General features: G+C 65.1%; 12 protein-coding genes and 1 riboswitch. Of the genes, 1 reads left to right on the forward strand and 11 read right to left on the reverse strand.

Annotated features, from left to right (window positions below):
• Nucleotides 1–20: 20 nt before the first annotated feature.
• The 9 genes from ilvE to IEX97_RS04870 all read right to left on the reverse strand — a co-directional run bounded on the left by ilvE (nucleotide 21) and on the right by IEX97_RS04870 (nucleotide 8,283).
• Nucleotides 21–914, reverse strand: coding sequence for a branched-chain-amino-acid transaminase (gene ilvE, locus IEX97_RS04830; RefSeq protein WP_188881460.1), 894 nt, complete (start codon nucleotides 912–914; stop codon nucleotides 21–23).
• A 231-nt stretch (nucleotides 915–1,145) separates the two neighbouring features.
• A complete protein-coding gene (gene trxB, locus IEX97_RS04835; protein WP_188881461.1) occupies nucleotides 1,146–2,108 on the reverse strand; it encodes a thioredoxin-disulfide reductase in 963 nt (320 codons plus the stop codon).
• A gap of 69 nt (nucleotides 2,109–2,177) precedes the next feature.
• On the reverse strand, nucleotides 2,178–2,717 hold the full coding sequence (locus IEX97_RS04840) for a peroxiredoxin (protein WP_188881463.1): 540 nt from the start codon (nucleotides 2,715–2,717) through the stop codon (nucleotides 2,178–2,180).
• Nucleotides 2,718–2,861: 144 nt separating this feature from the next.
• On the reverse strand, nucleotides 2,862–4,184 hold the full coding sequence (locus IEX97_RS04845) for a S1C family serine protease (protein WP_188881464.1): 1,323 nt from the start codon (nucleotides 4,182–4,184) through the stop codon (nucleotides 2,862–2,864).
• A gap of 312 nt (nucleotides 4,185–4,496) precedes the next feature.
• Nucleotides 4,497–4,664, reverse strand: coding sequence for an SPW repeat protein (locus IEX97_RS04850; protein ID WP_188881465.1), 168 nt, complete (start codon nucleotides 4,662–4,664; stop codon nucleotides 4,497–4,499).
• Between the two features lie 132 nt (nucleotides 4,665–4,796).
• Complete coding sequence (locus tag IEX97_RS04855) at nucleotides 4,797–5,963, reverse strand: aminotransferase class I/II-fold pyridoxal phosphate-dependent enzyme (protein WP_229776406.1); 1,167 nt, start codon at nucleotides 5,961–5,963, stop codon at nucleotides 4,797–4,799.
• Complete coding sequence (locus IEX97_RS04860) at nucleotides 5,960–6,442, reverse strand: Lrp/AsnC family transcriptional regulator (protein WP_229776410.1); 483 nt, start codon at nucleotides 6,440–6,442, stop codon at nucleotides 5,960–5,962. The genes IEX97_RS04855 and IEX97_RS04860 overlap by 4 nt, the downstream gene beginning before the upstream one ends.
• A 181-nt stretch (nucleotides 6,443–6,623) precedes the next feature.
• Nucleotides 6,624–7,187: a cob(I)yrinic acid a,c-diamide adenosyltransferase gene (locus tag IEX97_RS04865; RefSeq protein WP_188881466.1), complete on the reverse strand. Its 564-nt coding sequence runs from the start codon at nucleotides 7,185–7,187 to the stop codon at nucleotides 6,624–6,626.
• Nucleotides 7,188–7,200: 13 nt separating this feature from the next.
• Nucleotides 7,201–8,283 (reverse strand): Gfo/Idh/MocA family protein, encoded by a 1,083-nt coding sequence (locus IEX97_RS04870; RefSeq protein ID WP_188881467.1) that lies wholly within the window; start codon nucleotides 8,281–8,283, stop codon nucleotides 7,201–7,203.
• Nucleotides 8,284–8,429: 146 nt separating this feature from the next.
• Nucleotides 8,430–8,541: riboswitch (TPP riboswitch) on the forward strand.
• Between the two features lie 128 nt (nucleotides 8,542–8,669).
• On the opposite strand from IEX97_RS04870, the gene thiC reads away from it, so the two are divergent.
• The gene (gene thiC / locus IEX97_RS04875; protein WP_188881468.1) at nucleotides 8,670–10,412 is read left to right on the forward strand and encodes a phosphomethylpyrimidine synthase ThiC; all 1,743 of its coding nucleotides are present in this window, start codon (nucleotides 8,670–8,672) and stop codon (nucleotides 10,410–10,412) included.
• Between the two features lie 9 nt (nucleotides 10,413–10,421).
• On the opposite strand, the gene IEX97_RS04880 is transcribed toward thiC, so the two are convergent.
• Nucleotides 10,422–11,684: an FAD-dependent oxidoreductase gene (locus tag IEX97_RS04880; protein ID WP_188881469.1), complete on the reverse strand. Its 1,263-nt coding sequence runs from the start codon at nucleotides 11,682–11,684 to the stop codon at nucleotides 10,422–10,424.
• 214 nt (nucleotides 11,685–11,898) lie between these two features.
• Nucleotides 11,899–12,251 (reverse strand): hypothetical protein (locus IEX97_RS04885; RefSeq protein ID WP_229776408.1); only part of this gene is annotated, 353 nt, incomplete at its 5' end.

Here is a 12,251-nt window from a genome sequence, read left to right on the forward strand (position 1 = left end):
CGAGCCAATTCTTGCACGGCTCAGGTGGTCGAAATTTCTGGATACACCTTCACGCCGTCCCGGACGACGAGTTCCTTGAACGCGGCCAAAAGGCGCAAGGTGTGCGCGCCCGGTTTGCCGGTGCCGATGACGCGCCCGTCCACCTTGACCACCGGGATGATCTCGGCTGCCGTCCCGGTCAGGAACACCTCGTCCGCCACGTACACGTCGTGGCGGGTGAACGGCTGCTCATGCACCGCATAGCCCAAGTTCCCCGCGATCTCGATGATGGCGTTGCGGGTGATGCCTTCCAGCGCCCCCACGTAGCTCGGCGGTGTGAACAGTTCGCCCCGCTTGACCAAGAACACGTTGTCCCCCGAACCTTCCGCCACGTACCCTTCCGAATTCAACGTCAACGCCTCGCTGACTCCCGCCAGCGTCGCCTCGATCTTGATGAGTACGTTGTTCAAATAGTTGAGCGATTTGATCTTGGGATTGAGCGCATCGCCGCGGTTGCGGCGCGTCGCCACCGTGACGACTTCCATCCCCGTCTCGTAGAACTCCTTCGGATACAGCGCCAATTGCTCGGCGATGATGATGACGTTCGGTCGCTTGCAGGAACGGGGATCGAGGCCGAGGTTCCCCTCACCGCGTGACACCACCAGGCGGATATACGCGTCTTTCAGCCCGTTGCGGCGCACGGTTTCGACCACGTGGCCCTGCATCTCTTCAAACGTGTACGGGATGTCGAGCAGGATGGACTTCGCCGACTCGTACAAGCGGACGAGGTGCTCACGCAGCCGAAACACATTCCCCGCGTAGACGCGGATCCCTTCGAAGACCCCGTCGCCGTACAAGAACCCGTGGTCATAGACGGACACCTTGGCGTTTTCTTTCGTCACAAACTCGCCGTTCAAGAAGATCCATTGCGACACGTGCTTCACTCCTTGGTGGGTTCCCTGCCTGAAGACAAGACGCCTTATCTACCATAATATCAACATTTCCCGTCTCAAGAAAGGCAAAAGCCCGCCGCGCGCAGCAGGGACGGCCTGCTGCGAACGGCGGGAGGATGACCGGACCAGGCGGACGTTCTTCGTCTCCTTATGTTGACTTTCCTTATCTTCCCTTTTCCTTGCCATGGGGCCGCGTCCGGCGGCAGCGCCCCTTCACGCCTTGGCCATCGACACCGACCAATCGTGCGCCATCGAGCCTTCCAGATACCGCTCGACGTCCATCGCCGCCTTACAACCGCTGCCCGCGGCCGTGACGGCCTGCCGGTAGATGGGATCCATGACATCGCCGCACGCGAACACGCCCGGCACGCTGGTCGCCGAGGTGACGCCTTGTGTCCGGATGTAGCCGTGATCGTCCAATTCAACCTGCCCCTGCAAAAAGCCGGTGTTCGGCGTGTGGCCGATGGCGACGAACACGCCGTCCGCCTCGAGCACGCGCGTCTGGCCGGTGGCGTTGTCGCGCACCTCGAGCCCGGTGACTTTCGTTCCGTCGCCATGGACCGCGACCGGGACATGGTTGAGCACCCATTTGATCTTCGGGTTGTTGCGGGCGCGTTCCTGCATGACCTTCGAGGCACGGAGCTCATGCCGGCGGTGGACGATGGTCACCTCCGCCGCGAACTTGGTGAGGAAGATCGCCTCCTCCATCGCCGAGTCGCCGCCTCCGACGACGATGACCCGCTTGCCGCGGAAGAAGAAGCCGTCGCACGTCGCGCAGGTGGAGACCCCGCGGCCGATCATCTCGCTCTCGCCCGGGATGCCCAGCATCTTGGCGGAAGCGCCGGTCGAGATGATGACCGTCTCCGTCTCGTAGATTTGGCCGTCATCCACCGTCACCCGGAACGGACGCTGCTTCAGGTCGACCGCCGTGACAAAACCGCGGACAAACCGGGCTCCGAACCGCTCCGCCTGCCGGCGCATGTTGTCCATGAGCTCGGGACCCAGGATGCCATCCGGAAAGCCGGGAAAGTTTTCGACTTCCGTGGTCATGGTCAACTGGCCGCCCGGCTGCGTGCCTTCAATCACCACCGGGGAGAGATTGGCGCGGGCGGCATAGATCGCCGCCGTGAGGCCGGCCGGCCCGGTACCGAGGATCATCACCCGCTGTACGGCCATGTCCATCCCTTCTTTCTGGATGTCTCTTCCCAATCATTGTACAGGAAGCGGCGATCCGCCGCCAATGCCTCAGACGCCGAGCGTCTTCTGCCCCGGCTTCCAGTTGACCGGGCACAGCCCGCCCGTCTGCAAAGCCGCCAACACGCGCAACGTCTCGTCGACGCTGCGGCCGACGTTCATGTCGTGGACCACTTGGTAGCGCAGGACCCCCTCGGGATCGATGATGAACAAGCCGCGCAGGGGTTGACCCGTCTCCTCGACGAGGACATCGTATTTCCGCGCCACCTCCTTGGTGAAGTCGGACGCGAGCGGGTACCCGAGCCCGCCGAGGCCGTTTTGCTCGCGCGGTGTTTCAATCCAAGCCTTGTGGCTGTACACGGAGTCGCAGCTGGCACCCAAGACCTCCGCGTTCAAGTTTTTGAACTCCGCCAGGCGATCATGCATCGCCGTGATCTCGGTCGGGCAGACGAAGGTGAAATCGGCCGGATAGAAGAAAAACACCAACCACTTGCCGCGGTAATCGGCGAGCTTGACGCGCTCGGAGAGCGTCTCCAGGTTTTTGGTCGAAAGCATGTCGAAGTCAGGTGCCGGACGTCCAACCAACGGCATGTCATCATCACTCCTAATTTAGATTTAGACTTAGTTTAAGTTACGGATTGAATATAACACATCCGCCGCGTCATGTCGAGACCGCTGCATAAAAAAATGACCCTCTCCCCGGCGGGAGAGGGTCGCGCTGTGCCGACCGCGGCTTCAGTTGCCAAACGGCCAGGACCCGAAGAACGAGCCGAACGGGTTGGTGTTGTCGGGCAGGCTGTCGCTCGTGGGCGCGGACGTGTTTTGGGTGGTCATCTGGCCGACTTTCACCTTGAGCGTCAACAGCTGGCTGCCCCGGTACACCTTCAGGGTCACCGTCTGGCCGGGCTGGACCTGGAACAGGTCGGTCCGCAGGTCGGCCATATCCTGCACCGTTTTGCCGTTGAACCCCACGATGACGTCCTGCGGCTTGAGGCCGGCCGCGCGCGCCTGGGCAGAATCCACCGATTGCACATAGACGCCGTAGTCGACCGGTACATTCGGCCAGTACTCCGACGGAATGGTCGACAGCGACCAGCCTTGGATGCCGAGTGACGGATGCACCGCGTGGCCGGTCTTGATGATCTGCTCGGCGATGGTCTTGACCTCGTTCGACGGAATGGCAAAGCCCATGCCTTCAAAGTCGGGCGCGGAGATCTTGCTCGAGTTGATGCCGACCACCTGACCCTCGATGTTGAGCAGCGGTCCGCCGCTGTTGCCCGGGTTGATGGCGGCGTCCGTCTGGATGACCGCCTGATAGTCGAGCACGATGTTCGGGTTATCCGGCGACTCGACCGGCATCATGCGCTTGTCGCCGCTGATGATCCCAGCCGTCACCGAGTCGGCGAAATCGAGCCCCATCGGGTTGCCGATGGCGATGGCCGGCTCCCCCACCTGGATGTTATCGGAATTCGCGAACGGAAGCGGATTGATGGCCCGTACGGTCGCAACCGGTACCCGGAGCACCGCCAGATCGGTGTACATGTCGGTTCCGACGACGCTCGCCTGCACGTGGCGGCCGGAGGACAGGACGACCTGGATCTTCGCCGCCCCGTTCACGACATGGTTGTTGGTGACGATGTACCCGTACTTGCTGTCCTTGTAGAACAACACGCCGCTGCCGACGCCCTGCTCCTGCAGCTGCGTCTGCTGCGTGAAGAAGTTCGAAACCAAACCGTAGTTGACGACGGCCACGACCGCCGGCTCCGCCTGTTTGACGACGCGCGTGATGGCGGTATCCGTGCTGACAGAGACCACCGAGGTCGGAACCACATCCTGCGTCGCGGGCGCCTGCGACGGATTGGCGGCGGTGTTGGTCACCGGCTCCGCCCCCCCGCCGAGCAGGCCGCGTTGTTCAAGCACGGGAATGGCGGCCAGCGTGGCACCGGACCCGACAAGTGCCGACAGCACGACCACGGAAGCAAAGCGCGCCGCGGAGCGCACGCTTGCGCGCAGGCGCCGGTTGGCTTGGCGCGGTTTCCGATCCTGGTAGAACCCCATGGCATCCTCACCCTTTCCTCAGCCTGTCCGCATCCCGTTGCGGACGTGTCGTACGACCTCTGGTTCTCAATATAGGATGCCTAGATCGAAAAATCCTTGAAACCTGCCTAGCTTGGTTTCGGTGGTCTGCGCTGTCTCCGGAACCGCCGGGCCTGGCAGGCCCGCGCCGCGTACCGGTGCCGGGCCGGAAGGCGGGCGTGAACGCAAAAAAGGCCGCCTGCGCAGGCGGCCGACGGCACCCGTGCGGCGGCGCCGGCAAAGGCGTTGCGCCGTTGCGGAGCCGGACGCGGCGGTGCCGGGAGTTCCTTCGGGTCAGGTCTTGTTCTTCAGCTGCACACCCGCCCAAATGGCAAGAATGAGCTCAATCGCGCCAAAGATGATGCTGTTCCACAGTGCGCCCGTGTTGCCGGCGAAGTTGTAGACCCAAGGTGAAATGATCAACCAGATGCCGATGAGACCGGTGAGCCACAACTGCCACATGCAGGTGTTCCTCCTTTCATGAAGAGCGTTTTTGGGAGCTCCCGTAGATGTATATGAACCCCTCCTTGCAAACATACGAGAAAGCATGGGAGGGACACCTGCGAGGCGGGCAAACACGGGCGCATCCTGCGGTCAGACGGGGCGCACCGCCTGCACAAAGCGGGCCATCCGCTCCAACGCCCGCTCAATCTGCTCCGCGGACGTGGCGTAAGAACAACGGACGAACCCTTCCCCGGCCGCACCGAACACGTTGCCCGGCACCACGGCGACCCCGTAGGCGAGCAGGCGCTCCGCGAACTCCTCCGAGGATAACCCGGTGCTGCGGATGTCGGGAAACGCGTAGAACGCCCCGCGCGGCTCGTGGCAGCGAAGCCCGATGTCGTTTAACCCTTTGACGATGAGCCGCCGCCGCTGGTCGTATTTTTCCACCATCCGGTCCTTGTCCGCCTGGCCGTGGCGCAGGGCTTCCACCGCCGCCACCTGGCCCATGCTCGGGGCGCACATGATGGTGTATTGATGGATCTTCACCATCTCCTCGATGAGATCCCGCGGCGCCGCGCAGTAACCGATGCGCCAGCCCGTCATCGCGAACGCCTTCGACATCCCGTTGATGACGATGGTCCGCTCCTTCATCCCGGGCACGGCCGCGATGCTGACGTGCCGGCGGCCGTAGGTGAGCTCGGCGTAGATCTCGTCGGAGACGACGAACAGGTCGTGCTCCATCACAATCCGCGCGATGGCCTGCACGTCCTCTTCGGTGAGGATGGCCCCGGTCGGGTTGTTGGGATAACAGAGGACGAGCGCTTTGGTGCGCGGCGTGATGGCAGCCCGCAGCCGATCCGGCGCCAACCGGAACTCGTCCTCCACCGTGGTCGGCACCGCCACCGGGGTGGCGCCCGCCAGTATCGCGCACGGACGGTAGGAGACGTACGTGGGCTCGGGAATCAGGACCTCGTCCCCCGGGCAGACCAGCGTGCGCAGGGCGAGATCGATGGACTCGCTGCCCCCCAGCGTCACCAGGATCTCGTGCGCAGGGTCATAGTGGAGGTCGAACCCTTCCAGATACTCCGCGATGGCCTCGCGCAACGCGGGCAGGCCGTAGTTGGAGGTGTAGCTCGTGAACCCCCGCTCCAAGGCGTAGACGGCCGCCTCCCGCACACGCCAGGGGGTGACGAAGTCGGGTTCACCCACGCCGAGCGAGATCACGTCCTTCATCTGGCTGGCGAGATCGAAAAAGCGGCGGATGCCGGACGGCGGCAGACCCCGCACCACCGGCGAGAGGCGCTCAAGTTTGCTCACGGCGTCACCACGAGGCGCTGGTCGCCCTCCTGGTCGTCAAAGATGACGCCGTCCGCTTTGTAAGTCTTGAGCAAAAAATGGGTGGTCGTCGCCGTCACGTGCTCGATGGTCGACAGCTTTTCCGAGACAAACTGGGCGACCTGCTTGAGGTTTCTGCCCTCCACGACGACCTGCAGGTCGTACGTTCCCGACACCAGCGACACCGAGCGAACCTCCGGGAAGCGGTAGATGCGCTCCGCGATGGCGTCGAAACCGAATTCACGCTGCGGCGTGACCCGCACGTCAATCACGGCCGTGACCCGGTTGGCGTCCACCTTGTCCCAGTTGATCACCGCGGAGTAGCGGAGGATGACCTTCTCCTCCTCCAGCTGGCGGATGAGGCGGGCGACCACCTCGTGCGGCACGCCGAGCATGTCGGCGATGGTCTCGGGCGAACGCCGCGAGTTTTCGTGCAAAAGCTGCAGCACGGAAAGCCGCAGGCGTTGGTCATGCGCGCATTCCCGCCGCGATGGGTCGCCAGCCGCTTCGTGGTGCGCCTCGAGATGATGTGATCCGGCAGGATGTGGTCCGGCTTGTTGCGATCCGGCCTGTGGCCGGTGGCTGTCGCTGGACACCGTGCTCCCCCCTTGGCTTGCCCTGGCGTCAAACTTGGGCGCAACCTCAACGGAACACCTGCGGGCTGCGCGCGTACACGACGTCCGCTTCACCTGCGCGCGCGTTGGCCACCCGGGCGAGGACGAACAACAGGTCCGACATGCGGTTGAGCACCTGCAGCGCCGGCATGTGGATCGGCTCATGGCGCATGAGCCGCACGGCGCAGCGCTCAGCCCGGCGCACGACCGTGCAGGCGACGTGCAGCGCCGCGGCCGCCTGGGTGCCCCCGCGCAGGATGAACTGGGTGATGGGGGGCACCTGCGCCTGGTAGCGGTCGATGACCGGCTCCAGCGCCGCGGCCGCCTCTTCCGGCGTCCGGAATGCGAACGAAACGCCGGGCGGCGCCGCGAGATCCGCCCCGGCGTCCCACAGCATGTGCTGCAGGTCGAGCACGACCTCCCGGATGTCCGCATCCCGCTCGGGATGAAGCAGGCTGTGGGCGAGGCCGAGGAACGCCCCGGCCTCGTCGATGCTGCCGTACGCCTCGACCCGCAGGTCGTCCTTGTAGCGGCGCGCGCCGCCGATGAGGCTGGTCATGCCGCGGTCGCCGCCGCGGGTGTAGATGCGCATCGCCATCCCTCGCTCACACGTCCCAGTGCAAGACGACTTCGCGCCCTGTCCGCGACGACTCGTAGATGGCGTCGAGGATCAGGTTGTTGGTGTATCCGGTGAGGGCGTTGGACACCGGCTCGCGGCCGGCTGCCACACACGCGAGGAAGTGCCGGAACATCGCCACCCGCTCCGGCGGGGCGTCCGGACCGGGGGAGAGCTCCAGATCCACGGTGCGATCGAACTGTTCGGTCAAAAGCTTCCCGCGCGCGCCGTGGATGGACGCACCCCCGAGGCTGCCCAACAGATGGACGAACGGGCCGTTCTGCTCCAGGTCGGTGTGGGCCGCCCAACTGACTTCGAGGGTCAGGGTGCTGCCGTCCTCCATCCGGATGAAGGCGGAAGCCAGATCCTCCACGTCGTACGTCCCTTCCCAGTTCGGCCGGCCCCAACTGCCGATGCCGCGGCGGTGCGGGCCGAACTCGGCGAACGTCGCGCCGGTGACCGCCACCGGACGCGGATTGCCCATCAGGTAGAGGGCGAGATCGAGCATGTGGACGCCGATGTCGATGAGCGGACCACCACCCGATTCCGCCTTTTGGGTGAACCAGGTACCCCAGCCCGGGATGCCCTTGCGCCGCATCCACCCGGTTTTGGCGTGGTAAATCCGACCAAGCGCACCCTTGGCCACCTGCTCCTTCACCTGCTCGACGACCGGTTCCCAGCGCATCTGGTGCGGCACCATGAGCAGGCGATCCGCCGCCCGCTGCGCTTCCACCACCTTCTTGGCCTCGGTGGCGTTGATGGCCATCGGTTTCTCCAGCACGACGTGCTTGCCCGCCTGGAGCGCCTCGACGGCGAGCTGTGCGTGATATTTATTCGGGACGCAGATGATGACCGCGTCCACGTCCGGATCTGCCAGCAGTTCCGCGGCGGAAGCGTACACCTTCCGCACCTGAAAATCTGCGGCCAGCTGCTCCGCCAACGCAAGATACGCGTCCGTGACGGCGACCACCTCGGCCGCGCCGCCCAGTTGAGCGATGGTCTGGGCGTGCACACGCCCGATGTTCCCTGCACCAATGATGCCAAAGCGAAGCGCTCGCTCCGATGCTGCCATGACGACGCCTCCATTTCTCTGTCTCGTCCATTCGAAGGCCATTGTACCACAGGACACGCCGGGATGATGATGGTGGCGCGTCCTTTTTTGCCGCGGACGGTTGCCAGGCGGCCCACTCAGGTGCTATGATGACTCTGACAATTTACGCGAGGCCAAACGGGAGCTTGCGGAAGCAGGCTGAGAGGGCAACTAGGCCGTTGCCGACCGTCGCACCTGACCTGGGTAATGCCAGCGTAGGGACCTGGTCTGCCATCGTGCCATCCGCCGCGATGGTCCGTGCAAGGACGCGATGCGCGCATACGGCCACCCCTTTGCTGGGTGGCTTTTCTGTTGGCCTCCCGGTTTCCGCTCGCCCCCTCATCGCCTCGCCGGGGAGGTTGAATACCATGTCGTCTGACTGCACGCTGTCACTTACCGCATCCCGGCCTATCGACGGGCCCGATCCGGCCGCTGCCGGCTTGCCCGTCGGCGGCTACGGCGAGGTGTTCCCGAACAGCCGCAAGGTGTACATCACCGGCAGCCGCCCGGACATCCGCGTGCCGATGCGTGAAATAGTGCTCGAAGCCAAACATGCGGATGGTTCCCCGCGCACACTCCGCGTCTACGACACGAGCGGCCCCTACACCGACCCGAACGCCCGGATTGAACTTGGCCGCGGTTTGCCGCCGTTGCGCCGGGCTTGGATCCTGGAACGCGGCGACGTCGAGATGGCGGACCGCACCCGGCCTGCACTGCGCGCCAAACCAGGCCGCGCCGTGACGCAGATGTACTACGCCAAGCAGGGTATCATCACGCCCGAGATGGAGTTCGCCGCCCTGCGCGAAGGGGTCGATCCGGACTTCGTCCGCCAGGAGGTGGCGCGCGGACGGGCCATCATTCCGGCCAACATCAACCATCCGGAGAGCGAACCGATGGTCATCGGCCGCCACTTTCACGTGAAGATCAACGCCAACATCGGCAACTCCGCCGTGCGCGCCTCGGTTGCGGAAGAGGTGGCGAAGATGCGCTGGGCCACGCTGTGGGGGGCGGATACGGTGATGGATCTGTCGACCGGCCGGGACATCCGCACCACGCGGGAGTGGATCCTGCGCCACGCGCCCGTCCCGGTGGGCACGGTGCCCATCTACGAAGCGCTTGAGAAAGTGGGCGGCCGCCCGGAAGAACTGACGTGGGAGGTGTACCGGGACACCTTGGTGGAACAGGCGGAACAGGGGGTCGACTACGTCACCATCCACGCTGGCGTGCTGCTCCGCTACATTCCGCTGACCGAGAAACGGGTGACCGGAATTGTCTCCCGCGGCGGGTCCATCATCGCGGCGTGGTGTCTCGCCCACCACGAGGAGAACTTCCTGTACACGCACTTTGCGGAGATCTGCGAGATCCTGCGCGCCTACGATGTGGCGATCTCGCTCGGGGACGGGTTGCGGCCGGGGAGTATCGCCGATGCGAACGACGACGCCCAGTTTGCGGAACTGGAGACGCTCGGCGAACTGACCCGCATCGCATGGCAGCACGACGTGCAGGTGATGGTCGAAGGACCCGGCCACATCCCGCTGCACATGATTCAGGAGAATGTGGAACGGCAGATGGCGGTATGCCAGGAAGCGCCGTTCTACACCCTCGGACCGCTGGTGACCGACATCGCACCGGGCTATGACCACATCACCTCGGCCATCGGCGCAGCGTTGATTGGATGGTTCGGGACGGCGATGCTATGCTACGTGACGCCGAAAGAGCACCTCGGCCTGCCGGACAAAGACGACGTGCGGGAGGGCGTGATCGCGTATAAGATTGCGGCGCATGCGGCCGACCTGGCGAAGGGACACCCGCGCGCACGGGCGTGGGACGACGCGCTGTCGGAAGCGCGCTTCGCGTTCCGCTGGCGCGACCAGTTCAACCTCTCCCTGCACCCGCAGCGGGCCATCGCGTACCACGACGCGACCCTGCCGGCGGAAGCCGCCAAGACGGCCCACTTCTGTTCGATGTGCGGGCCCAAGTTCTGCAGCATGCGCATCACCCAGGACCTGCGCGCGTACGCCGCCGCGCGCGGCTTGACGCTCACCGACGCCGTGCAGGCGGGCATGGCGGAAAAGGCGGCCGAGTTCCGCGCGCACGGCGGACGCGTGTAAGCCGACACCTCAGATGTAGGCGCCCTGGCGCAACAGCTCGTGGCGGACGGCGGCGGGATCGACCGTCTTCGTCGCGGCGTAATACGCGGCCGCGACGCCGGCGGCGTGACCCGTGGCGAACGCGGTGCCCATCACGCGAGCCGAAGCGAACGCGATGGGGTCGCACGAGATGATCCGCCCCGCGCACCAGAGGTTCTGGAACCCTCGGACGCGCAGCGAGCGCAGCGGGATGTCGTAAAAGGAACGATCGCGGATCTGGTGGTAGATGGCCGGCTGGCCGGCGCGGTGGATCTCCACGGGCCAGCCGCCGCGCGCCACCGCGTCTGGGTGGCGGACGCCGTTGATCACGTCTTCCCCTGTCAACACGTACTCGCCGATCACGTGCCTCGTCTCGCGAATGCCGATGGCAGGGCCGGTCTGCACCAGGTAGGCTTGTTCAAAGCCAGGCACGTAGCGGCGGAAGATGTCAAGGTACGACCACGCCTGGTGACGGGCGGACATCTCGGCGGCGGTGAGGCTCGCGGCGTCGAGGCCGTTGACATCCTCGTCCGCGAACATCGCCAACACGTCGCGCGTGCCGGGGAGGCGAAGGACCATGCCCCGCTCTTTCGTCACCGAGGTGACTCCTTGCTGCTTCGCCTTTTGGATGGCCGCCTCGAACAGCTTGCGGTCGAGCGGCGCGTCGCTGGGTACGCCGCCGATGCGAAAGACGAGCGTGCCCGCCTGCACCTGGCCCTCGTGATCGCCAAACCGCACCGGTCCGCCGGCGAGGGCGGTCAGGTTCGCCTCGCCGCTCGCGTCGACGAACGCGGTCGCCTCCACCGTGATGCGGCCGCCGTGATCGACCGCGACCACCGATTGCACCTCGCCGCCGTCCACGTGGGCTTCAATCACCTGGCAGTGCAGGCGCGGCGTCACCCCCGCCTCCATCACCTTGCGGTCCAAGGCGTACTTGGTCGCCTCCGCGTCGAGCAGCACAATCACGTTCCCGGAATTCGGGTTGCGGTACGGCCCCTCGTAGATGCCGAGGCGGCGCAACTCCTGCAACACCTGGTCTCCGACGCCGCCGACCACTTGCATAATCGGTTCCTGCTGGGCAAAGAAGCCGCAGAACGTCAATACGGAACTGTGGGTAGCCGCGCCGCCGAAATACGGGTTTTTTTCTATCAACAACGTGCGGGCGCCGACGTTGGACGCCCCGATGGCGGCCGCCACGCCCGCTGTGCCACCGCCCACCACCACCACGTCAAACCGCAGCTTCCGGTTGTGCACTCCCTGCGCCCCCTGCGACTTGGCTCTGAAACCCTGAAACCACTCTATGGCTTCCCGCCCAATTTTATGACCTAGTATTAATACTAACTCATAAACCCGTGAAATCAATTCGCTTGCGAGAGATGACGTGGGAGAAACCGGGACGCAAGAAACACGGGGAGGAACGGGGCTTGTACGGGACGGCAGAGGACGCCGGACACAAACGGCGACATGGTCAATCGTGCAGCGACCGCGAGACGAAGAAGGACAACCGCCTGCCGGTGGCGACGTAATAGAGCACGGCGAGCGCGCGGTAAGCACCCGTCACGATGGAGAGCGCGAGGACAACGCCCGCCCAGCCCGGGCTCGTGGCGTGATGGAGCGCCCAAAACGCCACCCCGGCCAACGAGAGCAAACCCATCCAAAGGAACGCGACAAGTTCAGCCACCCAACCTTCATCCAAGCCGGCCGCATGCCAGCGTTCTCCATCCGGCTGCGCCCGCGGCGCGGCATCCTGCGCGCGCGCCGCAGCACCCCCTGCGGCGGTGTCGCCTGCGCGCGCCGCCCTGTTGTGCCCGCCCGCCGCAG

It is taken from the genome of Paenalicyclobacillus cellulosilyticus (assembly GCF_014647315.1).
GTDB lineage: Bacteria > Bacillota > Bacilli > Alicyclobacillales > Alicyclobacillaceae > Alicyclobacillus_J > Alicyclobacillus_J cellulosilyticus.